We start from the raw sequence: 25,127 nt of genomic DNA, 5'->3' as shown, positions 1-25,127 counted from the left end.
GCCGCCTCCCCCAGCTACCGCTGGGGGTACCCCCAGGAGGTGCCCCCAGCCGGGCCCGCCGCGCCCGCCGTGCCTGCCTCAGACGAGCCGGCGTGCCGTCGCCCAGCGCGTCAGCTCGTGCCGGTTGGACAGCTGCAGCTTGCGCAGCACCGCCGAGACGTGCGACTCGACGGTCTTCACGGAGATGAACAGCTGCTTGGCGATCTCCTTGTACGCGTACCCGCGCGCGATCAGCCGGAGGACCTCCCTCTCGCGCTGCGTCAGCCGGTCCAGGTCCTCGTCGACCGGTGGGGCGTCCGTGGACGCGAAGGCGTCGAGGACGAAGCCGGCCAGCCGCGGCGAGAAGACCGCGTCGCCCTCCTTGACCCGGAAGACCGCGTCGACCAGGTCCGTGCCGGTGATGGTCTTGGTGACGTAGCCGCGGGCGCCGCCGCGGATGACACCGATGACGTCCTCGGCGGCGTCCGAGACGGACAGGGCGAGGAAGCGGACCGGATTCTCCTGATCGGCCATCATGGCCGCGCTGCGACGCAGCACCTCCACACCGCCACCGCCCGGGAGGTGGACGTCCAGCAGGACGACCTCGGGACGGGTGGCGGTGATGACCGTGACGGCCTGGTCGACGTCGGCGGCCTCGCCGACGACCTCGACGCCCGTGCGCTCGGTGGCGCCGATCTCGGCCTGCACGCCCGTGCGGAACATCCGGTGGTCGTCCACCAGCACCACCCTGACGTGCCGCTCCGGCATCTGTTCGGTCGTCATCACGCCTTCTCCGCCCTCTCCATCTCCAGCTCCACTTCTGTCCCCCCGCCGGGCACGGAACGCAGCCGCGCCGTACCGCCGTTGCGCTGCATCCGGCCGATGATCGACTCGCGGACGCCCATCCGGTCCTCCGGCACCGCGTCCGGATCGAAGCCGGGGCCCCGGTCCCGTACGGAGATGAAGACCGTACGCCCCTCGACCTCGGCATACACCTGGACGGCGCCGCCCTCGCCACCGTACTTGGCCGCGTTGACCATGGCTTCACGGGCGGCCTGCAGCTGTGCGTCCAGCCGCTCGTCCAGCGGGCAGTCGCCGACGACGACGACCTCGATCGGCACCCCGTGATGATCCTCCACCCCGGCCGCGGCGGCCCGGACCGCGTCGGCCAGGGTCCGGGGCTCCTCGGCCTCGTCCTTGCCACGGCCCTCGGGGTTGTAGAGCCAGGCGCGCAGCTCGCGCTCCTGGGCCCGGGCGAGGCGGGCGACCTCGCGCGCGTCCTCGGCGTTGCGCTGGATGAGGGTGAGGGTGTGCAGGACGGAGTCGTGGACGTGGGCGGCGACCTCGGCACGCTCCTGGGCGCGGATGCGCATCGTGCGCTCGGCGGAGAGGTCCTGCGTCATCCGCACCACGGAGGGACCGGCGAGCAGGGCGATGCCGACCAGGACGGCCAGCGAGGCCTGGAGCACGGTGCCCAGGTGCTCCGCGGAGCTCTGCAGCACGACGATGCCCGTCGCGCCGGCTCCGACCAGGAGGACGCCGGCCGCGCCGCGCGCGAGCGGCAGGACGCGCTTGCTGCGGCCGACCTCCACCCAGTGGGAGCGGCGGGCGTTGTCGGCCTGGCGCCAGACGAGGGCGACGCCGGCGCCCATGAGGACCAGCGGCCAGACGTAGGCGTTGGCCCGGCCGAGGTGCAGCCGGTCGAGGAATATGGCGGCGCCGACGACGAGGGCGACGAGCGCGAAGACCTGCCCGCGGTCGGGCTTGCGGGCGAAGATCCGTCTGCGCCCGTCCGCCGAGACCTCGGCGACCGCGGGCCGCGGCACCTCGACCCCGCCGACGCCCAGCGGCACGACGAACCAGAACACCGCGTAGAGCAGGGCCCCCATGCCCTGCGCCAGGAACAGGGCCACGAACACCAGCCGCACCCAGGACACCGGCACCCCGAGGTGCCCGGCGAGCCCGCGCGCGACGCCGCCGAGCATGCGACCCTCCGCGCTGCGGTAGAGCTTGCGCAGGGGTGGGGCGTCCGGGGGCGTGACTGTGGTCATACCTTGATCGTCACACGTCGGGAGGGGGCACGGCATCAGGGTCGTCCCTGAGCGGACCCCCATCCCGGGCCTGCGGGCCCGGTCCGGCCTCAGCGGCCCTTCGCCGGGCGGAAGCCGTCGCGGACGGCGTCGAAGACCGGACGGTGGCGGTCCCATTCCGCGTCCGGCGCGGAGAGGTAGATCGCGTACTCGTTGCCGCCCTCGCGCCCGAACCCGAGGTCGATCGCGCGGTAGGAACGGGCGCGGCCCTTGAACCTGAACTCCCAGACCGCGGCGGGCTCTCCGCGGAAGGTGGTCGCCTGGAGCCGACCGAGGGTGTATTCGTCGACCTTCTTCTTCGTCTGCTCCTCGACGTCCTTGAAGTGCTGAACGGGGTCGGAGCTCGCGAACTCCAGGACGTTGATCTTGATACCGACGCGGCCGGTGACGTCCAGGTAGTTCACCTCGGTCGAGGACGAGGTCGCCGCGTCGCGGTGCCAGCCGTCCGGGACGGGGAAGGAGACGCCGAGCTTGTCCTCCTTGACGAGGTGGTAGCCCTCCGGCACGGGCGGGGGCGTCCAGGCGGGCGAAGCGCTGGGCGAGGCGGAACGGCTCGGCTGCGGACTCGGTGACGCGGCAGGCTCGGCCGTGGTGTCCTCCCCGCCGTCGTCCTGCTGCAGGAACATGTACGCCCCGGCGGCCAGCCCGGCCGCCGCGACCGCGGCCGCGGCACCCCACAGCACGCCGCGCGGCCGCCCCTTCGCCCGTGCGGGCGGCTCGGGGCGGGGGGAGGGAACGGTCACAGCGGCGGTGACCGGCGTGTCCGCCGTGGGCGCGGACTGCTGCAGGGCGCCGGGGAGTTGCCCGGAGCCGGGCAGGCGTGGGTGCGTCCCGGTCTCCGGCTGCGGGAGGGGGGATTCCTGCGGGACGGCGGGCGGTGCCGGGGCCGCCGCGGCGGCTGCGACTGCCGTTCCGGCCTCCGGCCACACGACGCTCGTGCCCGCTGGTGCCACGACGGTCTCGTCCGGGATCCCGACCGGGAGGGCGCCAGGTTCGGTCAGTATCTGTTCGGCCAGGTCCGCCGGGGGCCGCAGGGACGGGTCCTTGGCCAGGAGCGTCTCGATCAGCCGCGCCAGCGGCCCCGCGTGGCGCGGCGGCGGCAACGGGTCCATGGCGATGGCGTAGGCCGTCTCGACGCCCGTGTCCCGGCGGAACGGGGGACGGCCCTCCAGCGCCTGGTAGAGCGTGGCGCCCAGCGCCCACAGGTCGGCGGCGGGACCGGGCTTGGCGCCCTTGACCCGCTCGGGTGCGATGTAGTCGATCGAGCCGACCATCTCGCCGGTCTTGGTCAGGGTCGAGGTGCCGGTGGACTGGGCGATGCCGAAGTCAGTCAGCACGACCCGCCCGTCGTGGCTGAGCAGCACGTTGCCCGGCTTGACGTCGCGGTGCAGCACACCGGCCGCGTGGGCCGCACGCAGCGCCGCGATCATGCCGCGGCCGATCCGGGCGGCCTCCTCGGGGCCGATCGTGCCGCGCTTGAGCACGTCGCCGAGCGTCGTCGACGGCACGTACTCCATCACGATGCACGGCAGGCCGCCGTCGTCGACCACATCGTGGACGACGACCACGTTGGGGTGGTTGATCCGGGCCGCGCTGCGGGCCTCGCGGCGGGTGCGCTCGTAGAGGGTGGCGAGGTCCTCGTCGTCCAGGCCCGGCGAGACGTGCAGCCGCTTCACCGCGACCTGGCGTGCCAGCAGCTCGTCCTCGGCGCGCCAGACGGTGCCCATGCCGCCGCGGCCGATCCGCTCCAGGAGCCGGTACCGCCCGGCGATCAGGCGTCCGGCGTCCGGTCCGGGGCCGGATACGTCCTCGGGCCACGCCCCGGGCCATGACTCCGTCACCGCGCGCCCCCTCCGGTTCCCCATGTGTGTTCGAGCAGCGCCACCCTAACCGGATCGGTCTCAGGGACGATCTCAGGGAACGGCCAGGGTCGTCACGGATGCCGTACGTGCGTTCCGGTTGACACCATGTGCACATGACCGACGAAGCACCTCCCGCCGACCGCCACGACGGCAGACCGCCGCTGCGGCGCAGCCGCGAGCCCAAGCTGATCTCCGGCGTGTGCGGAGGGCTCGCCCGGTACTTCGACCTGGACCCGGTCGTGTTCCGGGTGGTGCTGGGCGTGCTCGCGGTCACCGGCGGCCTCGGCCTGATCCTCTACGGCTTCGCCTGGCTGCTGATCCCCCTGGAGGGCGAGGAGGAGAACGAGGCCCGCCGGATGCTGTCGGGCCGCGTCGAGGGCCCCGCGCTGACGGCGGTGCTGTGCGCGCTGGTGGGCTGCGGGCTGTTCCTGTCCATGCTCAACAACGGCGGGGTGCTGGCCTTCGGGCTGATGCTGCTGATAGCCCTCAGCGGCGCGGCGTACTGGTCGCAGCGCCGCCGGCTGGCCGAGGCGGAGGAGGCCGTGCCCGATGCGGCCGGTGCCCAGAAGCCTTTCAAGGCCCCGAAGACGGTGGAGGCACCCCCGGAGACGCAGGCCCCGCCGATGGCGGGCACCCCTTCCTGGTGGCGCGACCCGCTGGCGCGGGACGTCATGGCGGCGACCCGCATCAGCACGGGCTATCTGTGGGGACCCGACGACGGCACAGGGGCGGCCGGGGCCGCACCCGCCGGGGTGGCAGGGACCGTCCGGACCGCCGTGGAGAACGCGTGGGGCGCCGCCGTGGAGCACGCCCGCCCGGTCCGCCGCGCCCCCCGGCTCGGCGGCTGGACGTTCCTGCTGGCCCTGGCCGCCGGCTGGGCGGGCACCGCCGTGCACTGGCACCAGCAGCCGCTGGGCACCTCCCTGGAGACGGGCCTGGCCTGTGCGCTCGGCGTCTTCGGCCTGGGCATCGTGCTCAGCTCGTTCTACGGGCGCACAGGCGGCGGCACGGTCTTTCTCGGGGTGCTCACCGCCGTCCTGCTGACGGGCGCGACCGCCCTGCCGAAGTCGGTCACCCCGGACTGGACGCACATGACGTGGCATCCGGCGAGCGCGGCCGACGTGCAGAGCCGTTACGCGGTGGGCAGCGGCGTCGGCGTGCTCGACCTGAGCGGCCTGCACCCGCCGGACGGGCAGGGCGGACCGCCCGTCAGCGCCAGTGCCGAGGTGGGCGCGGGTCGGCTCAAGGCCGTGCTGCCCGACGACATGACGGCGCAGCTGACCATCGAGGTCGGCGTCGGCGACATCCAGCTGCCCGGTGAAGGGCGCGACGACATCGGGATCCGGCCCGGGCAGCACCGGAAGGTGACCCTGGCCCCCGTCGCCGGGCACCCCTCGCGCGGCACGCTGGAGCTCCGGCTCAAGGCCGGTATCGGACAGGTGGAGGTGACCCGTGGGACGCCATGAGTTCGAACCGGGGAAGCTGGTCGTCGGCCTGGTGCTGATCGGCGGCTGTCTGGCGCATCTCGCGTCCGTGCGCGGCTGGGTGCACCTCCCCTTCTACTTCCTGCTGCCGGTGCTCGTCGGGGGCTTCTGCGTGGCGGGCCTGGTCTCCTCCCTCGCCTTCGCGGTACGCCGCCACCGCGCCCGGGGCACGGAACAGCGCGAGCTGCTGTGACCCGGGCCGGGGGCCGGGCTCAGCGCCGGGCGCGCCCCCGGCGACGGCGGGGCCGCATCGCGTCCACCGACAGCAGGGGCGCACCCGCGACTATCAGCGGCAGCCAGGCCATCAGATAGGCCAGGTCGTTGCCGTAGTAGTAGGGCGTGGCCGGCCAGCTGACCGTCATCCACAGGGTGAACGAGATCAGTGCACCGCCGGCTGCGGCGAGGCGGGCGAAGAGGCCCAGCAGCGTCCCCAGCCCGACCGCCAGCTCGCCGAGGGCGAGGCCGTAGCCGAAGCCGACCGGGCTCTTCAGGCCCAGGTCCACCAGGGCCGGGATCGCGGCGGTGTCGCGCGCCGAGTGCATCAGGGCCCCGAGGGACCCCTGCCCGGTGGCGGCCAGGAAGACGGAGTCGGTGAGCTTGTCCAGGCCCGCGTAGACGAAGGTGACGCCGAGAAAGACGCGCAGCGGCAGCAGCGCATACCGGGTCAGCTCATCGCTCTTCCCGAGCACACCCCTGAGTGCCATGCGCGCCGCCCGCCTTCCGTCCCGTCGTGGTCCTCGAACGACCAGGCCCTCGAAAGACCGGGCCTGCAACCGACCATACGTACGGAAGACGTTCCGCGCTCGCCCTTGTGGACAGCGGCCCGCATGTGGACAACCCGCTGTGCGCCGTGAGGCGCTCACTGTTCGAGTGGAGGTGAAAGACCACCACCGTCCGCCCTGTCGCAGCAGGGCGGCTGAAGCTGAGGGCAGCTCGCCCCGGGAGGTGCCGGGGTGGGTGGCAAGCGGCCCTGACAAAGCCGGGACGTGTCAGAACTGCCAGATGGCGCGGGTCCGGCAAGCGAGACGGAAAGGAGTACGCGAGGAACCGGCGTGCACGCCCCCTGATTCCACACCAGCTCCAACCTGGCGGATACGGGCTGGAAGCGGCGCGTCCCTGCTCAGAGTGGGAGGCAGGGAACTTCCCGAGGGTCATCGGATTGGCGCTCGGGGAGGCCACGGTGAAGTGCTGCGGGGTAGCCGTGGCGATGTCGCGGGGGTATAGCCGGGCTCCTCCTCCGTCGATCGACAGTGAGTGAACACGGGAACCGTCCCGGTCCTGACCTGCAACGACACAGCCGGTGCCGTCGTGGGCTGGGTCCACCGTCGGCCGATCGGGCCGGGGCGGGGCGGAGCCGCCGTAGTACTCCGAGCCGGGGAGAGCCCGGCACATGGGGAAGGGCGGCAGCGGATCCGAGAAGGGAAGGAGGCTGCAATGCCGAAAGACGCACTGCTGAACAGCAGTGCTCCGCAGGCCCCGAAGGGGCCTCACCAGCGGGTATCGGAGATGCAGGCCAAGCTTCACCGTTGGGCGGCGGCCGATCCCGGCCGCAGGTTCGACGACCTGTTCAACCTCGTGCACGACCCGGCGACGCTGCTCGTGGCGTTCGAACGGGTCGCAGGCAACAAAGGTGCCGAAACACCCGGAGTGGACGGCCAGACGGTCGTCAACATCGAGCGGGAAAGCGGCACTTGGGGGTTCCTGGAGGACCTGCGCCGCATACTCCGGACGGGTGAATTCCGCCCGCTGCCGGTGCGTGAACGCAAGATCCCCAAGCCCGGCGGGAGCGGAAAGGTGCGCAAGCTCGGCATCCCGACCGTGACCGACCGAGTGGTCCAGGCGGCCCTCAAGCTGGTGCTGGAGCCGATCTTCGAGGCCGACTTCAAGCCGGTCTCCTACGGCTTTAGACCACTGCGGCGGGCACACGACGCGATCGCCGAGATCCACTTCTACGGCACCCACGGCTACCGCTGGGTCCTGGACGCGGACATCGAGGCGTGCTTCGACTCGATCGACCACACGGCCCTGATGGACCAGGTGCGGCAACGAGTGAAGGACAAGCGCGTGTTGCGGCTGGTGAAGGCGTTTCTCAAGGCTGGTGTGCTCACCGAGTCCGCCGTCCGCGAGAGCTCCTACACGGGCACCCCGCAGGGCGGCATCCTCTCCCCGCTGCTGGCGAACATCGCCCTGACGGCGCTCGACGAGCACCTCACGGCGCCATGGGAACCAGGTGGGACGATGTCCACCAGCAGCCGGCGCAAGCGACGACGGCTCAAGGGTCTGCCGAACTGGCGCGTCGTCCGCTATGCGGACGACTTCGTCGTCTTGGTGGACGGAGAGCGCGACGACGCCACAGCGCTGCGCGAGGACATCACCGACGCGCTGCAACCGATCGGCCTCCGCCTCGCGGAGGCCAAGACCCAGATGGTGCACATGTCGGAAGGGTTCGACTTCCTTGGGTTCCGCATCCAGTGGCGCCGCAAGCGAGGATCGGACAAGTGGTACGTCTACACCTTCATCGCTGACCGGCCCATCCGGCAGCTGAAGGACAAGATCCGTGCCCTGACGAACAGAACGTCGCAGCAGGACCCCAGGGACGTGCTGAGAAGGCTCAACCAGATCATGCGCGGCTGGGCCAACTACTTCAAGCACGCGGTCGCGAAGGTCACCTTGAGAACCCTCCAGCGATTTGTCTGGCACCGGGTGATCAACTGGTGGCTCCGGCTCTACCGCTGGAGGTGGAAGGACGTCCGCCGACGCCTCACCGACCGCAATGGCCGGTGGCACAGACCGTCGGCGGACGGGATCGAGTTGTTCGACCTCCAAACGGTGACGATCACCCGTTACCGCTACCGAGGCAACACGATCCCCAACCCCTGGACCCGCTACAACCACGCCTGAACGGCAGAGTCCGTGGAGAGCCCGGTGCGCCGAGAGGCGCACGCCGGGTTCGGAGAGCGGCACGGAGAAACGGACCGGTGGCAACACCGGCACCGCGCTCCGTGCCGACTCAACCACCCACAGGCCCCCGCCCACCCCCTCCGGACTCAGCCGGCCCGGACGCCCAGGGCGCTGCCCGCGAGCCACTCCTCCCAGCCGAGGTTCCAGTCGCCGTAGCCGTTGCCGAAGTGGTCCATCGGCTTGGGCTTGGAGCTGCCGTTCACCTGTACGACGTCGCCCTTGAGACTCATCCCGTACAGCCACTTGGCATTCTCCGTGGACATGCCGATGCAGCCGTGGCTGACGTTCTCCTTGCCGAAGGACTCGGCGTTGTCGGGGGCCGCGTGCACGTACTCGCCGCTGACCGTCTCGCGCATGCTGAAGTCGTACGAGCCGTAGAAGCCGTCGGGGTGGTTGCGGGGGATGCCGATGGAGAGCGAGTCCATGACGACCCGGCCCTCCTTGGCCATGATCGTCTTGATGCCCTGACGGGTCTGGAAGCCCTTCGACTCGTCGCCGCCGCTGATCGGAATGGTGCGCAGCGTCTTCCCGTTGCGGACGACCGTCAACGTGCGGGCCTTGAGGTCCACGGTGTTGACCATCGAGTCGCCGACGGTGAAGGAGAGCGAGCGGTCGCGGTCGGCGGCCGCGCCGGGGGCGAGCTTCACGCCCGCGAGCTTCGCGTCGAGCGTGACCTCGGTGCCGGCGGGCCAGAACTTCTCGGGGCGGAAGTGCAGGTAGGTGTCGCCCTTGGTCTCGTTCCAGTGCCAGGCGCCGGGCACCTTCGCGCTGTTCGAGATCTTCAGCCGGCCCTCGATCCCGGCGCGCAGCTCCTGGGCGATCTTCTGCTTCTTGAAGACGAGGGCGACGGGCTGTCCGACGCCGACCTTCTCGCCGTTCTCGGGGGCGATCTCGGGCCGGACGACCCGGGCGGCGTTCGTCAGCAGCTCGGCGGGCGGCGCGGGCTTCTCGGTGACCGCGGTCGGCGAGGGCGAGGCGGAGGCCGACGGCGAGGAGGACGCCTTCCCGGACTTCGCCGGCCGCTCCTCCGCCTCGGCCCCGCCACCGCAGGCGGTGACGGCCAGGCCGGTGAGGGCGAGGGCGGCGGACAGCCCTATGCAACGGGAGAGGCGCATGGTTCTCCTATCCGGTGTTCCGGTGTTTGCACCACCGATGGCACGACGGAGCCGAGGCGGCTACGCCCCGGCTCGCAACCATCCTAAGCAGCGCAAATACCCCCCAAAGGCACCTGAAGGACGAGCCCTCACCCCCGCCGACGGGCGGGGGTGAGGGCTCGCAGAAATCGCGCGACAAGGACACAGAAACAGCCGCGCCGCCCTCCGGAGGTGCGGAGGGCGGCGCGGCGGCGGTCAGCGGGGAGCGGTCACTCCCACTCGATGGTCCCCGGCGGCTTGCTCGTCACGTCGAGCACGACGCGGTTGACGTCCCGGACCTCGTTGGTGATGCGCGTCGAGATGCGCGCCAGCACCTCGTACGGCATGCGCGTCCAGTCCGCGGTCATGGCGTCCTCGGACGAGACCGGGCGCAGCACGATCGGGTGGCCGTAGGTGCGGCCGTCGCCCTGGACGCCGACGGAGCGGACGTCCGCGAGCAGGACCACCGGGCACTGCCAGATCTCGCGGTCCAGACCGGCGGCGGTGAGCTCCTCGCGGGCGATGGCGTCGGCGTCGCGCAGCAGGTCCAGGCGCTCCTGGGTGACCTCGCCGACGATCCGGATGCCCAGGCCCGGGCCCGGGAAGGGCTGGCGCTGGACGATCTCGTCGGGCAGGCCCAGCTCGGCGCCGACCATGCGGACCTCGTCCTTGAACAGCTGGCGCAGCGGCTCGATGAGCTTGAACTCCAGGTCCTCGGGGAGGCCGCCCACGTTGTGGTGGGACTTGATGTTGGCGGTGCCGGTGCCGCCGCCCGACTCGACGATGTCCGGGTAGAGGGTGCCCTGCACCAGGAACTCGACCGGCTCGCCGCTCGCGGAGCCCTCGGCGACGATCTCGGCCTCGGCCTGCTCGAAGACCCGGATGAACTCCCGGCCGATGATCTTCCGCTTCTCCTCGGGGTCGGAGACCCCGGCGAGCGCGTCCAGGAAGCGCTTCTTCGCGTCGACGACCTTCAGCTGCACGCCGGTCGCGGCGACGAAGTCCTTCTCGACCTGCTCGGTCTCGCCCTTGCGCATCAGGCCGTGGTCGACGTAGACGCAGGTCAGCTGCGAGCCGATGGCCTTCTGCACCAGCGCGGCGGCCACGGCGGAGTCCACGCCGCCGGACAGGCCGCAGATCGCACGCTTGGTGCCGACCTGCTCACGGATGGCCTCGACCTGCTCCTCGATCACGCTGCCCGTGGTCCAGGTCGGCTCGATGCCGGCACCGCGGTAGAGGAAGTGCTCCAGGACCAGCTGGCCGTGCGTGGAGTGCATCACCTCGGGGTGGTACTGCACGCCGTACAGCTTCTTCTCGTCGTTCTCGAAGGCGGCGACCGGGACGACGTCCGTGGACGCGCTCACGGTGAAGCCCTCGGGGGCGGCCGAGCAGGCGTCGCCGTGCGACATCCAGACCGACTGCTCCTCCGGGGTGCCCTCGAAGAGCGTGGAGCCGGGCTTGCTCACGTGCAGCGGCGTACGGCCGTACTCGCGCGCACCGGTGTTGTCGACGGTGCCGCCCAGGGTGGTGGCCATCAGCTGGAAGCCGTAGCACATGCCGAAGACGGGGACGCCGGCCTCGAAGAGGGCACGGTCGACGGTGGGGGCGCCTTCCTCGTAGACCGAGGAGGGGCCACCGGACAGGATGATCGCCTTCGGGTTCTTGGCGAGCATCTCGGCCACCGGCATGGTGGACGGAACGATCTCGCTGTAGACCCGGGCCTCGCGGACGCGGCGGGCGATGAGCTGGGCGTACTGCGCGCCGAAGTCGACAACGAGCACCGGTTCCGCGGTGTTGTCGTGGGCGGCGGCGGGAGGTGCTGCTGACACGGGGCGGCCTTCCGGCGGTCGGTGGAGGGGGTCTGTATTTGTCGATTCTACCGGGGAACGGGTAGGTGCTTTTGTCTCACCATCCGAATCCGCATTGGCCCCGGGGCCGTCCCCGGGCCATACTGTCGGCCATGCGCAAGCACACGACCTTCGTCTTTACCTATGGCACCGGCCCGTCCGGCTGCCATGGTCGTGCTGCTTGAACCACTGACAAGCACTTCCCAGGCGCCCCGGGCCGGTCAAGGCCCGGGGCGCCTGTCGTTTCCCTCCGCACCGGGCCGGCCGACCGGCCACGGGCCGCCGACAGCCCCCGGAGAGGAACGACCACCGACATGAGCACCAGCACCACCACCGTCACCGCCACGAAGGACACCGGCGCCCGCACCGAGGCCGCGGCCTCGGTGATCACCGGAGCCCGGGAGAAGATCGACGATCTCGACGGCCGGATCATCGGGCTCGTCCAGGAACGGATGGCCGTCTCGGCCGTGATCCAGAAGGAGCGCATCGCCTCCGGCGGGGGCCGCGTGAACCTCGCCCGGGAGCTGGAGATCCTCAACCACTACAGCGGTCAGCTCGGCAAGCCGGGGACGGCGCTCGCCATGACGCTGCTGGAGCTGTGCCGCGGACGCATCTGACCGCTGGGGCAGCGTCGGACCGTCACCCGACCGTCACCCGTACGGAGCGTGACCGGCCTGCCGCCGCCTTCGTTGGACCGGTCGTCCGCGCCAGCCAGGAGCGGCCCACCGAAATCCACGCGTGGCTTCCGCCCCTGTTCATCCGGGCGCCCGACAACGACAGGGCGGATCCACTGGAGTGTGTGACGTGCGAGCACGCATGTCGTGGGACCTCACTCCGGTGGCGCGGCGACCGGTCAGCAGGGGACAGCAGCCCGGCCGCCATCCAAGGGGCGGTCGGTTCCGGGGACGCCTGGAACCGACCGTATCCGGTCGAAACGGTTGCGCACTGCCTGGCTCATCCCCCACGATGCAAAGGGAAGACCAAATCCCTTCCGGCGTACCGCCATTGGTCCGACCACCGACCTCGGCCTGCGGCGCTCCCCCCGGCGCCGCTCCTGCGGCACCGACCTGCCCTGACCTCGGTGCCGGCAGTCAAGGGCCCCGTGGCCGCCCGCACGCCCCCGCGGAGCGGCCCGGGGCCCTTCGCCATGCGGGGGTCGCCGGACGGCCTCAGGTGCGCAGGGCACCGAACGCCCCTTTCGGGACAGCCGGGTTGCGCGGGGACACCGCGGCCACCCGCTCGTACTCCGAACCCTGGTGCGGGCGGGGGTCCTTGTCGCCCTTGTTCGGCCAGAAGGACATGGCGCGCTCCGCCTGGGCGGTGATCGTCAGGGACGGGTTCACGCCCAGGTTCGCGGAGACGGCCGCGCCGTCGACCACCGAGATGCCCGGGTGGCCGTACAGGCGGTGGTAGGGGTCGACGACACCGTGTGCCGGGTCGGGCCCGATCGGGCAGCCGCCCAGGAAGTGGGCGGTGAGCGGAGTGCCCATCAGCTCACCGACGTTGCTGCCGGGGAAGCCGTTGATCTCCTGGGCGAGCAGGGTCGCCGCCGCCGTGGCCTCCGGGATCTGCTGGGGGTTGGGCGCGCCGTGACCCTGGCGGGCCGTGAGCAGGCCCTTGCCCGGACCGCGCGTCCGGCGGTATGTCGTCAGGGAGTTGTCCAGGCACTGCATGACCAGGCCGATGATCGTGCGCTCCGACCAGCGGTGGTTCGACAACGACCGCGCCAGCTGCACCGGGTGGCGCACGCAGCGGCCCGCGAAGGCCAGCACCCGCGGCGCCCGGGTGCCCACGGGCACCTGCAGGATGGACAGGAAGCCCATCGCGTTCGAGCCCTTGCCGTAACGGACCAGTTCGATATGGGTGTTGGCGTTCGGATGCACCGAGGACGTGATCGCCACGCCCCGCGTGAAGTCCGGCCGCTCACCGTAGCGACGGGTGTCGGTCTGGGCGCCCACCAGGGCCTCGGAGTTGGTGCGGGTCAGCGCGCCCAGGCGGTCGGAGATGCGGGGCAGCAGTCCCTTGTCCCGCATGGTGTGCAGCAGCGTCTGGGTGCCGTAGGTGCCCGCGGCGATCACCACGTGGCGGGCGCGCAGCACCTTCGGCCGGGCCCGCCGCCGGTCCGTGGGGACGGTGACGACGCGGTGGCCGCCGTCGCGGTGCTCGGTGACGGCGACGACCGTGGTCATCGGGTGGACGACGGCCCCGGCGCGCTCGGCGAGGTACAGGTAGTTCTCGGTGAGGGTGTTCTTCGCGCCGTACCGGCAGCCGGTCATGCAGGCGCCGCACTCCAGGCAGGCCCGGCGGGACGGGCCCGCGCCACCGAAGTAGGGGTCCGGCACCTCCTGTCCGGGCAGTGTCCGGGCAGTGCCGTCGGCGTCCTTGCCGTCGCCGAAGAACACGCCGACGGGCGCCATGTGGAAGGTGTCGCCGACGCCCATCTGCTCGGCAGCGGCCCGGAGATGGACGTCCGAGGGTGTGACGGTCGGGTTGAGCCGGACGCCCAGCATGCGGCGCGCCTGTGCGTAGTGGGGCTCCAGCTCCTGATGCCAGTCGGTGATGCCGGCCCACTGCGGGTCGTCGAAGAACGCCTTCGGCGGGACGTAGAGGGTGTTGGCGTAGTTGAGCGAGCCGCCGCCGACGCCGGCGCCCGCGAGCACCATCACCTTGCCCAGCAGGTGGATGCGCTGGATACCGTAGAGGCCGAGCGCGGGCGCCCACAGGTAATTGCGCAGGTCCCAGGAGTTCTTGGGGAGGGTCTCGGGCGTGAAGCGGCGGCCCGCCTCCAGGACGCCGACGCGGTAGCCCTTCTCCGTCAGCCGCAGCGCGGAGACAGAGCCGCCGAAGCCGGAGCCCACGACGATGACGTCGTAGTCAAAGTTGTCGAGCTCGGTCATTGCGACGCGTCCTCCTCAGCGCAGGCGCAGCGCCTTCAGCGCGCGCAGTCCACCCGTCATCAGCCGTGCGTACTTCTCGTCGTCCATGCCGAACGCTGGGCCGAGCGGCATCACCCGCTGCTGCGCGACGGTCTGGGCCTCGGTGTACTTGAGGATGCCCTCCGAGCCGTGGCGGCGGCCCAGCCCCGAGTCGCCCATGCCGCCCATGGGCGCCTGTGCGCTGCCGTAGGCGGCCGCGTACGCCTCGTTGACGTTGACGGTGCCGGCCTTCAGCCGTGCCGCGATCTCCCGGCCGCGCCGCCCGTCGGCCGTCCAGACGCTCGCATTGAGGCCGAACGGCGTGGAGTTGGCCAGCCGGACCGCCTCGTCCTCGTCGGTGAAGCGGTAGACGGACACCACCGGGCCGAACGTCTCCTCCGTGCACACCGCCATGGGCGGCTCGACGCCGTCGAGGATGGTCGGCTCGTAGAACAGCGGCCCGGCGTCCGGCCGGTGGCGGCCGCCCGCGACGAGCGTGGCGCCCTTGGCCACGGCCTCGTCCACGTGCCGGGTGACGTTCTCCAGCTGCTTCTGCGAGACCAGCGAGCCCATGTCGGCGCCGTAGGCGAGCGCCGTCCCCAGCCGCATCGCCCGGGTCCGGGCGGCGAAGCGGACCAGGAACTCGTCGGCGACCGAGGCGTGCACGTAGAGGCGCTCGATGGAGATGCACAGCTGTCCGGCGGAGGAGAAGCAGCCCCGGACGGCACCGGCCGCCGCCTTCTCGATGTCGGCGTCGCGCAGCACCAGCATGGCGTTCTTGCCGCCGAGTTCGAGGGAGCAGCCGACCAGCCGGGCGGCCGCGCTGCGGGCGACCTCGCGGCCGGTCCGGGTGGAGCCGGTGAAGGAGACGTAGTCCGCCCGGTCCGTCACCTCCGGGCCGACGACCGGGCCCTCGCCGAGCACGACCTGCCAGACGCTCTCGGGAAGCCCCGCCTCGATCAGCAGCTCGCGCGCCAGCAGCGCGGTCAGGGCGGTCTGTGTGTCGGGCTTCATCACGACGGCGTTGCCCGCGACGAAGGCGGGCAACGCGTCGCCGACCGACAGCTCGAACGGGTAGTTCCAGGGCGCGATCTGTCCGACAACACCGCGCGGGCGGCGCAGTTCGGTGACCCGGGTGAGTGTGGGGATGACGCCGGTGTGACGCTTCGGACGGAGGTAGGCGGGGGCACTGCGGCCGTAGTGGCGGGCGGCCACGGCGACCGCCTGCACCTCCTCGTGCGCATGCAGCCGGGCCTTGCCGGTCTCCAGCTGGATCAGGTCGAGGATGTCGGACTGGCGGCGCAGCACGAGGTCGTGGAACCGCAGCAGCACGCCTGCGCGCTCGCGCACGGAGCGGGCGGCCCAGTGCCGCTGCGCCTCGCGGGCCCGCTCGAACGCGGCGGCGACGTCCTCGGGGGTGGACTCCGGCAGCCGGGCCAGCACCTCGCCGGTGAACGGCGCGTGGCTCACAGTGCTGCCGGAGCCGGTGACGCCGGCGGTGAGACGGGCCACCAGAGCCGGGGTGACCACGTCGGCAGCGGTACGGGCGCCGGCCGGGGCGAGGGGGTTGCTGTGCCGCGATTCCGTCATGGGGGCGAGCGTAGGCGTGCTCGGACGCTTTGGGTACCCGCCAGTAGCCTCGTTCCGCGACCCGGGCCACTCGGGCAACGACCTAGGGCGTATCCGGCGGATCTTCGCCCACCCCTGGGGTCCGGGGCGCAGCCCCGAGAACCTCGACTGCGGGCGCGTCGTGACTGATCGCGCAGTTCCCCGCGCCCCTGACGAGGCGCTGCGGTGCCACGCGACGAAGATCCGCCGGACAGGCCCTAGGGCCCGCTCAGGTCAGGCCCTACGGTCCCGACCGCGGCCTGATGCGGGCGAAGGTGCCCAGCGCGACGTCGAAGTACCGCTTGCCCTCTGCCGACTTGGCGAGCGGAGAGGACACCCAGACGTCGTACATCTTGTCCGCCTCGTCCCATGAGATGTCGTACGTGTGACGGTCGCCCTGAGGTGCCTTGCTCTCGCTCTCCGCGAAGCCGTCCCAGCTGAACTCCCAGGAGGCGGCCTTGAGTCCCTTGTGCGTGGTCCGCTCGACCTGGCCGTCGCGATAGCCGGGGTAGCGGTCGGGCGCGAGAGCGGCGGCACTGCGCATCACCCCGATGGGACCGCCCTCCTGCGGGTCCTGGATGAGGACGCCGATGCGGAACTCCTTGCCCGGCGAGTAGTAGAAGACGCGCGGCGGTTCGAAGGAGCGGATGTACCCGTCGGGGACGGCGAGGGCGAAGCCCGCCGGGTCCTGCACCGCGTGGAACCCCTCCGGGGCGGACACGGCGGCACTGGCGGACGCCTCCGGGACGGAGGGGGCCGAGGCGCTGGTGCCGGTGATGTCCGTGACGGCGGAGTGCGGGGGCCTGCCGTCCGTGCGGCCCGCGCCCGGGTGCGTCAGCAGCGCGGCCAGCCCGGCGCCCATGCCGGCCAGGGTCGCCACGGCGAGGGCGGCCATCAGCGCGGTGCGCCCGCGGCCGGGGGTGAGCGCGGTGGCCGGGAGCACGGGCAGCTGGACGCTCCGCTCCGTGGGCGCACAGGCCACCCCCACGGAGGTGTTGCCCGTCTCCAGGTAGGCGCGCAGCAGCTGTTCGGCCCGGTCGGTGCTCATCCTCCGCACCGGGTCGCGCTCCAGCAGCCCCCGGACGACCGGCAGCAGCGGGCCCGCGGCAGCGGGCGGGCGGATCTCGTCGTGGACGACCGCGTGCAGGATGCCGCCCAGTGAGTCCCGGTGGAACGGCGACGACCCGCTGAGCGCCGTGCACAACAGCACGCCCAGCGACCAGAGATCGGACTCCGGCCCGGCACGCCCTCCCGACATCCGCTCCGGCGCGGTGTATTCGGGCGAGCCGACGAACGCGCCGGTCTCGGTGATCGTCGTCGCCCCGGAGACCTGTGCGATGCCGAAGTCCGTCAGGACGACACGCCCCGTGCCGGCCTCCAGCAGGACGTTGGGCGGCTTGATGTCCCGGTGCAGCACGCCGCGCGCGTGCGCCGCACGCAGTGCCCCCAGCATCGCGATGCCGATCCGCGCCGCCTCTCCCGCGCCCACCGGGCCGTCGGCCGCCAGCAGATCGGACAGCGAACGCCCCTCGATCAGTTCCATGACGATCCAGGGCCGCCCGTCCTGCTCGACGATGTCGTGCAGCACAATCACGTTCGGATGCTTGATCAACGCCACCGTGCGCGCCTCGCGCAGGGTGCGCTCCCGCTGGGCCTCGCTGTCGCGCGCGGAGTCGGCGTCGCCCACGTGCAGTTCCTTGACCGCGACCTCGCGGGCGAGCAGCTCGTCCGTGGCACGCCAGACGGTGCCCATCCCGCCGCGCCCGATCCGCCGACCGAGCCGGTAGCGCCCGGCGAGCAGGCCGCCGGGGGCAGCGAAGGTCCCCATGTGCCCATCTTGCCGCAATGCCTCCCGGCCGACGGCGTCCGTGCGGCACGCGTCGGGGTGCTTCGGGGCGCTGCGGTGCGCCTCAGCCGATGCGGAACGCCGCGTCGACTATGCCCTGTACGCAAGGGATTTCGCCGGATCCCTGTGCGCGTATGCAGGCGAGGGAGTACGCCACGCGTCGCGAGAGGTCCCGGGCGGCCAGGACGCCGCAGACGAAACCGGGGCCGGAGCCCGTCGCACCCACCAGCTCCCTGCCGTCCGGCAGGACGGTGCGCTCCAACCCGCCGTGGGTGGACAGGAGTTCCTGCTGTGCGGGGCCGAGCAGGCGCCCTTCGAGCAGGGCGGTGAGGAAGCGGTCCAGATCGGCCGCCGTGGAGACCATGCCCCCGGCCGCCCAGGCATGCGGGCTGCGCGCCGTCACATCGGCGAGGCCGCCGCCGGTCGCCACGTAGGTGTGGGAGCACGGCTCCGGGAGTGTGACGTCGTCCGCATCCGGCACGTGCGTGCAGCGCAGGCCGAGCGGGCGCGCGATGCGCTCGCGCACCTCGCGGGCGAAGGAGCGGCCGGTGATCTCCTCGACGACGAGGCCGGCCAAGAGGTCCTCTATACCGTTTCGCGGCTCGGCCGCCTCCGGGGTGAACTCCCGCTGTTCCTTGAGCGCTTCGCGCACGATCCGCTCCGGACTCCAAGAATCGAAACGGTGCTCCGTGAACCATTCGTTCGAGCCGTCCCCATATGTCAGGGAGGGCGGCGCGGGCAGGCCGCTCGTGCCGTCCAGCAACTGGCCGACGGTGACCTGCCGATGGGACTCCGGGAGGAGGCCGGGGAGGTGCCGCACGACCGGGGCGTCAAGGCCGACACGCTGCTCGCCCACCAGCTGGAGCATCACCACGTGGGTGAAGAGCCGGGTGATGCCGCCGATGCGGAAGGAGGAGTCGGAACGCACCGGGGCGCCGGTGCTCGCGTCGGCCACGCCGGACACGCCCCACCAGTGGCCTGCGGATCCCGCGACCCTGACCAGGGCGCCCGTGACATCGGCGTCCGGAAGTCCCGCGACGGAACGGCGCAGGGCGTCCCTGTCGAGCGACGGTCCGGCGGTGGTCGCCGCCAGCAGGGCGGCGACGGCCGGCCCCCAGGCGTTGCGCTTCAGCGTGTCCATGCGTCGAGTCTGTCCTCGGGACGGCCTCCGAACATCCGGGACGAGCCCGGACGTTGCCCCCAGCCGAACCCCTACGGGGTGTGTTCGGGTGCACCGCTCCCGGCGACGCGCCCCTCCCGGAACGAGGACAGGAACCGACCTACTCACCCCGTACCGTCGCCCCATGAGCACCGTCCTCCCCCGCATCACCGACGAGCAGCGCCGCGCCCGGCTCGGACACCGGCACCTCCTCGCCCCCGGCCGGCGCGCCGCGCGCGTCGAGAGCGTCGCCGACGCCCTCGTGGGGCTGCACGCCAGCGACGCCGCCACCGTCTACCTCTCCGCGTGCGCCCGGCTCGCCGAGCCCTCCGCGGGGGAGGTGGAGCGCGGGCTCTACGACGACGTCTCCCTCGTCAAGCTGCTCTCCATGCGGCACACCCTCTTCGCCGTCACCACCGAACTCGCCCCGTACGTCTACTCGTCCACCGCCCGCGCCATCGCCGCCCGCGAGCGTGCCGCGCTCGTCAAACGCCTCCACGCGCACCTCCCCGACTGGGACGAGGAGCGCCTCGCCGGCACCGAGCGCGCCGTGCTCGCCGCCCTCGCCGAGCGCGGCGAGGCGACGACCGCGGAACTGGGCAAGGTCGTGCCCGCCCTGCGCGACACGATGGTCGTCTCGCCCGGCAAGCCGTACGAGGCCCGGCAGAGCGTCGGCTCGCGGGTCCTGCGGCTGCTCGCCTCCGACGGGCACCTGCGCCGCGCACGGCCGCGGGGCTCGTGGACCAGCAGCCTGTACCCGTGGGCACTCGTCCCTCAGCTGCCCGAGCTCCCGGTGCGGGAGGCCAAGGCCGAACTGGCACGGCGCTGGCTGGCCTCGTACGGGCCCGCCACCGAGGCCGACCTCAAGTGGTGGACGGGCTGGACGCTGGGCGACACGCGCAAGGCGCTGGCGGACGTGGGCGCCGTGGGCGTGGAGCTGACGGAGGGCACGGGGTACGTGCTCCCGGAGGATCTCGAGGACGGGGAGGCCGCCGGGCCCTGGGCCGCCCTGCTCCCCGGGCTCGACCCGACCTCCATGGGCTGGCGGCAGCGCGACTGGTACCTGTCCCCCGGCCACGTCCCTGCGCTCTTCGACCGCGCGGGCAACATCGGGCCCACCGTCTGGTGGAACGGGCGCATCGTGGGCGGCTGGGCCCAGCGCGCGGACGGCGAGGTCGTCTGGCGCGCGCTGGACCGCGTGGGCCGCGACGCGAAGGCGGCGGTCACGGCCGAGGCGGAGCGGCTGTCCGCCTGGATCGGGGAGGTCCGGGTCACACCCCGGTTCCGCACGCCGCTGGAGCGGGAGCTGAGCGCTCCGCGGGAAGTGCGGTAGTCCGGCTGCGGGCGCGTCGCGGCCGGTCACGCCCACGCGGCGGAGCCGCATGTGTCAATAGCCCCGCGCCCCTTGCGGGGCGCGAAGATCCGCCGGACACGGCCTAGTGGCGTGACGGCGGCGAGGGCCGACCGGTCGGCTCGTCCCCGTACGGCGTGGTCATGAACTCGAGGTTGAGGGTGCCGCCCGGGTCCTCGGTGTAGAAGCCCCGGCCGCCGTACTCGGTGTTGATCTCACCCTCGACGCGGTGCGCGGGGTCGGCCCAGTAGCGCAGTCCGCGTTCCGTGACTCGGCCGAAAATGGCGTCGAACTCCTCGTCGGTGACGAGGTAGGCGAGGTGGCTCCCGTTGATGGCGTCCGCAGGCACCAAGTCGTCGGCGAAGTCGACGCCGACCCCGTTGGACGAGGTGACCTGGGTGAAGCGCCCCCAGTCCAGCGGTTTGCCGGTGCCCGTCAACTCGGTGAGGAACTCGGCCGTCCGATGACGGTCCTTGACGTGCACGATGATGTGGTTCAGCTCGTTTGCCATGGCGGACCCCAACCTTTCGACTGGTGATCAGGCTGTCTTCGGCTGCCTGCTCGGACCATTCTTCCGCGGCCCGCGGGGACGGACCACGGAAGATTTGGACTTTGTCTAAAATTGTAGCCCGTCGACAGCTAAGACCCTCAGCCGGCCACCCGCCACGTCAGGTCGCCCGACATCCGCTTGAGGGTCTCCGGGTCGCGCACCGCCCCCGTCCGGTCGGCCGCGCGGGCTGTCACCGTGTGGGTGCGCCCGTCGGCCCGGACACCCAGGGAGCGCGGCACCACCGTGAGCCGGCCTCGCGCCGACGCCACCTCGTGACCGTCCACGTACCAGCGCACCGACACCGTCCGTGCGGCCAACCGGACGGTCAGACGTTCGCTCCTCCGGACCGTCACATCCGTCCGCGCACTGCTCGACAGGACGCTCGCGTGACGGTAGAAGCCCGCGATCATCGCCTCACGTCCCGGCAGATTGAACTCCCTGCCCAGCGACCGCATGATCGAGTTGTCGGTGGGGCGGAACAGGCCCTTGGGGTAGTAGCCGCCGCCCTCGAACGTGTCGACGGCACCGCCGTCGGGCGACGGCTGTCCGAGCCAGCGGTACCACTTCGTCCGCTGCGCCTGCATCTGCCCTGCGCTCAGCGTGCTGATGTTGGACTCGTGCGGCTCGGCACCTGTGTAGGTGCCGTACTCGTCGTACTGGTACTCGTCGGCAAGTTTGCCCAGCGAGTGTCCCGTCTCGTGGACCGCGATCTGGTCCGAGCGGTCGTTGTCGGACGACGCCGTCGCTATGCCGTCGTAACCCACCTTCGACACCACGTCGTTGTAGCCCGCACCGCCGTACTTGGTGGAGTTGGCGAGCACCACCACCAGGTCCGCCGCAGGCGCCTTCGCGGCGTACGGCTCCACCTTCGCGGTGTCGAGGCACAGCAGCCGCTCGATGCCGTCGCAGAAGAAGCCCGAGCCCAGTGCGGTGTCCTTCTTCACGCCCTGCGCCGGGTCGCCCGACACGCCGGAGTCCCGTGAAACGGCGTCCACGGCCCACACGTTGAACAGATTGCGGTACGAGGCGTACGGCTCGACGGCCGACATCTTGGCCCACTTGGCGCGCACCGCGGTGTGAAACGCCTCCTGCTGGCCAGCAGTGTAGCCGTCACCGATGAAGACGACGTCCAGCTTGCTGTTCACCGGGCCGTTGTCGACGATCGACGTGACGTCGCCGTCCCCCTTGAACGAGGGCTTGAGCGGCCTGACCGGGGTGGTGGAGACGGGGAGCCGGGCGTGATGCGGGTGACCGCCCGGTTCCGTGAAGTACTCGACGTCCTGCTGTCGTTGGGGGTGCGGCTGCTGTGCCGCAGCGGCAGGGGCGGCGAGCGCGGCCATGACCGCCACGCCCACCGCCAGCGATATTCGTCTGCGCATGGGGGGTCCTCTCGAAGACCGCCGCAAAAGCGGCGTCTCAAGTCGCTTTAATGCGCGGCTTAACGTAGAGGTGCGGCCGCCCCATGACAATGCCTGCGGCTCAACCGACCGCTCAGACCTCTCCCCTGACAAGCCCTATCAGCCGGTCCAGCACCACCCGGCCACTCGCCCGCACCCCGTCATGCTCGTACTCGTCCGTCACCCACGTCCGCAGCCCCGCAATGGCGCGCGCCGTGCGCAGCGAGTGCTCCGTGTCGACGTACAGGTCGTCGTGATAGACGGCAGCGGCCACCGGCACCTCATTGCGGGCGAGTTGCCCGGTGTCGTACAGCGGCGTCCAGCCCTTGCGCCCGGCGAGCAGTTCGGCGGTCTGCCGCAGGGGGCGCAGGGCGGGATGAGTGTGCAGCATCCAGGGATGGACGGTCTCGCCGGTGAAGAAGAAACGCGCACCGGGCTCGAAATGGCATTCGAACTGCGGGAATTCCGTCCGTATGCGCTCCGCCGACCAGTGCGTCGCGCGCCCGTCCTGGGCATAAATAGCCTCGTGGAGAATGGCGTAGAGCGGGTTGTCGGCGCGTGTGAGCACGGCTGCGACCTGTTCACCGAAAGCATCGGACAGGCGCGGTCCGGAGACGGTGTCCACGAAGGCGTCCTCCAGCAAGTAATGCAGGCGGTGCGAGCCGTCGCCCGTGCCGAGGAGGATGCCGAGCTGCTGGAAGGCTTCGACGGTCAGCAGCGTGCCGTCGGGGAGCACTTCCTCGTGCTCCGCCAGGTGCGCGGCTATGCGCCGTGCGGCGGCCTCGTCGCCGGGGTAGCGGGCGTAGTGCGCAAGGCATTTGCGTTCCATGCGCGGGTAGGCGGCGCGGTAGACGTCGTCCGCATCGGCGTCCAGGGACGGCAGACCGCCGGTGATCAGCACCTCGGCGAGCCCCTCCGGCGCATACGACAGGTACGTCACCGCGCAGAAGCCGCCGAAGCTCTGCCCCAGCACGCTCCACGGCCGCCCGCCCGTCAGCAACGGCCGGATGTGCTCGCAGTCGCGGACGATCGAGTCGGCACGGAAGTGGGCCAGGTACGCGGCCTGTTCGGCCGGGGTGCCGCGCAGCGGGAGGGTCTGCCGGTTCGCGGGCGTGGACCGTCCGGTCCCGCGCTGGTCGAGCAGCAGGACGCGGTACTCGTCCAGCGCCCGGTCCAGCCAGCCCTCGCGGCCCACCGGCCGGCCGGCCGCACAGCCGGGACCGCCCTGCAGGTAGACCAGCCAGGGCAGTTCGTCCCGCACGCGCCCCGCGGCGACGACCTCGCGGGCGTATATCCGGATCCGTTCGCCGCCGGGAACCGCATGATCGAGGGGGACGTCGAAGAAGTGGTCGGTGAGGACGAGGCCGGGCTGGCGGACGGAAGAGGCAGCAGCCCTTTCGGGGGACATCGGCACGATCGCATCCTCACGTAAGCAGATTTACGGCACGGTGTGAAACACGGCGCAATGTACCGAGCGAGGCACCGAGGGGCGAAAGTGGCCGAGAACAGCACCCACGGCATACGGACGGACGACCCCGCCGACATCGGCCGGCGCGTCCTGCGGCTGCGCACGAAGGCGGGGCTCACCCAGAAACAGCTGGCCGAACCGGCCTACACGGCCGCCTACATCTCCACGCTCGAGGCCGGCAAGGTCCGCCCCTCGGAGACCGCCCTGCGGCACCTCGCCGGGCGGCTGGGCACCACCGTCGAGGAACTCACCACCGGCCGTCCGCCGCACCTGGCCACCGGCCTGCGGATGCGGCTGACCGACGCCCGCCGCACGCTGGCGACCGGCGAGGCGGAGGATGCGGCGGCCCTCTTCCGGGCCCTCCACGACGAGACGGCCGCCCTGAGCCTCGTCCCCGAGCAGGCCGCCGCGCTGCAGGGCCTCGGCGACTGCGCCCTGGAGACCGGCGACCTCACCGACGCCCGCGACCGCTTCGCCGAGGCCGAGGCGCTGCTGGCCGACGAACCGCTGCCGCGCCGCGTCCCGGCCCTGCGCGGGCGCGCCACGGCCCACCTCCTGGCGGGCGAACTGCGCTACTCCTGCTACCTGTTGGAGACGGCCGTCGACGAGCTCAACGCCTCCGGCATGCACGACCCGGACGCGCTCCTGCTGCTCTACACCGCCTCCATCGCGCCCTACATGGACATGGGAGCGCACGCACGCGCCGCGCACGCCGCGGAGCTCGCGCTGACCCTCGCGCCCCAGGTGGACAACCCCGCGCTGGTCGCCGGCATGCACCGGGGCGTGGCCCGCACGCTCATCGCCGAGGGCCGGATCGCCGAGGCCGACGCCTCCCTGGCCAAGGCGCAGGAGCTCTACCGGCAGCTGCACATCCGCACCGAGCTCGCCCACTGCCACTGGATGCGCGGCTACGTGCACGCCCAGGACGGCAACCTGCGCAAGGCCGAGAGCGAGCTGCGCACGGCGCGCGACATGCTGGCCTCCAAGCGGGCCGCCCTCTTCACGGTCCAGGTCGAGGTGGAACTGGCGGACGTGCTGCGGCGGCGCGGCAAGACGGCGGAGGCCGAGGAGCTGCTGCATCCGCTGCTGTCGCCCGATGCGCTGGGCGCGGAGCGGGGTGCGGTGCATGCGGGCGGGGCGCACCGTCTGCTCGGGCTGATCGCCGAGGACCGGGGCGACACGGACCGGGCCGAGGAGCACTACTGCGCCGCCCTTTCCCTGCTGGAGCGGACCGGTGCTGCGGGGGATCTGGCCGATCTGTGCCGGCTGCTCGGTGATCTGTTGCGGCGTACGGGGCGTACGGAGGCGGCGCTGGACGCCTATCGCACCGGCTTGGGGCACCGGGCTGCGCCCGGCACCACCACACTCGGGCCGGCCCCTACCGCACCGCCTCAGTGGCCTCGGCCGTAGCGTTTCGGCTGCGGGTCCGCTGTGGCTTGTCGCGCAGTTCCCCGCGCCCCTTCGGGGCGCGTGTCCG

19 protein-coding genes are annotated in these 25,127 nt (G+C 71.9%); 6 read left to right on the top strand and 13 right to left on the bottom strand.

What is annotated here, in order from left to right; all coding sequences use genetic code 11:
- Window positions 1-78 precede the first annotated feature (78 nt).
- From ACWD4B_RS09530 to ACWD4B_RS09520, 3 genes are all read right to left on the bottom strand, one after another.
- Window positions 79-762: a response regulator transcription factor gene (locus tag ACWD4B_RS09530; protein WP_336414767.1), complete on the bottom strand. Its 684-nt coding sequence runs from the start codon at window positions 760-762 to the stop codon at window positions 79-81.
- On the bottom strand, window positions 762-2,030 hold the full coding sequence (locus tag ACWD4B_RS09525; protein WP_451420231.1) for a PspC domain-containing protein: 1,269 nt from the start codon (window positions 2,028-2,030) through the stop codon (window positions 762-764). Before ACWD4B_RS09525 ends, ACWD4B_RS09530 begins: the two co-directional genes overlap by 1 nt.
- Before the next feature lie 89 nt (window positions 2,031-2,119).
- Complete coding sequence (locus ACWD4B_RS09520) at window positions 2,120-3,796, bottom strand: protein kinase domain-containing protein (protein ID WP_451420265.1); 1,677 nt, start codon at window positions 3,794-3,796, stop codon at window positions 2,120-2,122.
- 248 nt (window positions 3,797-4,044) lie between these two features.
- Between ACWD4B_RS09520 and ACWD4B_RS09515 the strand changes: the two genes are divergently transcribed.
- Both ACWD4B_RS09515 and ACWD4B_RS09510 read left to right on the top strand, forming a co-directional pair.
- Window positions 4,045-5,397, top strand: coding sequence for a PspC domain-containing protein (locus tag ACWD4B_RS09515; RefSeq protein WP_451420230.1), 1,353 nt, complete (start codon window positions 4,045-4,047; stop codon window positions 5,395-5,397).
- A complete protein-coding gene (locus tag ACWD4B_RS09510) occupies window positions 5,384-5,608 on the top strand; it encodes a hypothetical protein (protein ID WP_336414764.1) in 225 nt (74 codons plus the stop codon). Before ACWD4B_RS09515 ends, ACWD4B_RS09510 begins: the two co-directional genes overlap by 14 nt.
- Before the next feature lie 19 nt (window positions 5,609-5,627).
- Here the strand turns inward: ACWD4B_RS09510 and ACWD4B_RS09505 are convergent, their stop codons facing one another.
- Window positions 5,628-6,119 carry a DoxX family membrane protein gene (locus tag ACWD4B_RS09505; protein WP_451420229.1) on the bottom strand — a complete coding sequence of 164 codons (492 nt, stop codon included), beginning with the start codon at window positions 6,117-6,119 and terminating at the stop codon, window positions 5,628-5,630.
- 730 nt (window positions 6,120-6,849) lie between these two features.
- Here ACWD4B_RS09505 and ltrA point away from each other — a divergent pair.
- Window positions 6,850-8,316: a group II intron reverse transcriptase/maturase gene (ltrA, locus tag ACWD4B_RS09500; RefSeq protein WP_451420228.1), complete on the top strand. Its 1,467-nt coding sequence runs from the start codon at window positions 6,850-6,852 to the stop codon at window positions 8,314-8,316.
- Between the two features lie 146 nt (window positions 8,317-8,462).
- Here ltrA and ACWD4B_RS09495 read toward each other — a convergent pair whose 3' ends face one another.
- Window positions 8,463-9,491 carry a L,D-transpeptidase family protein gene (locus ACWD4B_RS09495; RefSeq protein ID WP_451420227.1) on the bottom strand — a complete coding sequence of 343 codons (1,029 nt, stop codon included), beginning with the start codon at window positions 9,489-9,491 and terminating at the stop codon, window positions 8,463-8,465.
- 248 nt (window positions 9,492-9,739) lie between these two features.
- Window positions 9,740-11,338, bottom strand: coding sequence for a glutamine-hydrolyzing GMP synthase (guaA, locus tag ACWD4B_RS09490; RefSeq protein ID WP_451420226.1), 1,599 nt, complete (start codon window positions 11,336-11,338; stop codon window positions 9,740-9,742).
- Between the two features lie 332 nt (window positions 11,339-11,670).
- On the opposite strand from guaA, the gene ACWD4B_RS09485 reads away from it, so the two are divergent.
- Window positions 11,671-11,973 (top strand): chorismate mutase, encoded by a 303-nt coding sequence (locus ACWD4B_RS09485; protein WP_451420225.1) that lies wholly within the window; start codon window positions 11,671-11,673, stop codon window positions 11,971-11,973.
- A gap of 552 nt (window positions 11,974-12,525) precedes the next feature.
- Here ACWD4B_RS09485 and ACWD4B_RS09480 read toward each other — a convergent pair.
- From ACWD4B_RS09480 to ACWD4B_RS09465, 4 genes are all read right to left on the bottom strand, one after another.
- Window positions 12,526-14,253, bottom strand: coding sequence for a GMC oxidoreductase (locus tag ACWD4B_RS09480; protein ID WP_451420224.1), 1,728 nt, complete (start codon window positions 14,251-14,253; stop codon window positions 12,526-12,528).
- Between the two features lie 15 nt (window positions 14,254-14,268).
- Entirely contained in the window at window positions 14,269-15,861 is a 1,593-nt protein-coding gene (locus tag ACWD4B_RS09475) for a succinic semialdehyde dehydrogenase (RefSeq protein ID WP_451420223.1), read from the bottom strand.
- Between the two features lie 259 nt (window positions 15,862-16,120).
- Window positions 16,121-17,707: a serine/threonine-protein kinase gene (locus tag ACWD4B_RS09470; protein WP_451420222.1), complete on the bottom strand. Its 1,587-nt coding sequence runs from the start codon at window positions 17,705-17,707 to the stop codon at window positions 16,121-16,123.
- An 82-nt stretch (window positions 17,708-17,789) separates the two neighbouring features.
- Window positions 17,790-18,866, bottom strand: coding sequence for a serine hydrolase domain-containing protein (locus ACWD4B_RS09465; RefSeq protein ID WP_451420221.1), 1,077 nt, complete (start codon window positions 18,864-18,866; stop codon window positions 17,790-17,792).
- A 163-nt stretch (window positions 18,867-19,029) separates the two neighbouring features.
- Between ACWD4B_RS09465 and ACWD4B_RS09460 the strand changes: the two genes are divergently transcribed.
- Entirely contained in the window at window positions 19,030-20,217 is a 1,188-nt protein-coding gene (locus ACWD4B_RS09460) for a winged helix DNA-binding domain-containing protein (RefSeq protein WP_451420220.1), read from the top strand.
- Between the two features lie 103 nt (window positions 20,218-20,320).
- On the opposite strand, the gene ACWD4B_RS09455 is transcribed toward ACWD4B_RS09460, so the two are convergent.
- The 3 genes from ACWD4B_RS09455 to ACWD4B_RS09445 all read right to left on the bottom strand — a co-directional run bounded on the left by ACWD4B_RS09455 (window position 20,321) and on the right by ACWD4B_RS09445 (window position 23,590).
- A complete protein-coding gene (locus ACWD4B_RS09455) occupies window positions 20,321-20,746 on the bottom strand; it encodes a VOC family protein (protein ID WP_451420219.1) in 426 nt (141 codons plus the stop codon).
- Window positions 20,747-20,883: 137 nt separating this feature from the next.
- Window positions 20,884-22,164: a M64 family metallopeptidase gene (locus ACWD4B_RS09450; RefSeq protein ID WP_451420218.1), complete on the bottom strand. Its 1,281-nt coding sequence runs from the start codon at window positions 22,162-22,164 to the stop codon at window positions 20,884-20,886.
- 112 nt (window positions 22,165-22,276) lie between these two features.
- Window positions 22,277-23,590, bottom strand: coding sequence for an alpha/beta fold hydrolase (locus ACWD4B_RS09445; protein ID WP_451420264.1), 1,314 nt, complete (start codon window positions 23,588-23,590; stop codon window positions 22,277-22,279).
- A gap of 87 nt (window positions 23,591-23,677) precedes the next feature.
- On the opposite strand from ACWD4B_RS09445, the gene ACWD4B_RS09440 reads away from it, so the two are divergent.
- Window positions 23,678-25,060, top strand: a complete 1,383-nt coding sequence (locus ACWD4B_RS09440; protein WP_451420217.1) for a helix-turn-helix domain-containing protein — start codon at window positions 23,678-23,680, stop codon at window positions 25,058-25,060.
- Window positions 25,061-25,127 lie beyond the last annotated feature (67 nt).

This window comes from Streptomyces sp. NPDC002536 (assembly GCF_053594995.1).
Note: the sequence above shows the minus strand (reverse complement) of the source record. Positions and strands in the feature narration are given on the sequence as shown.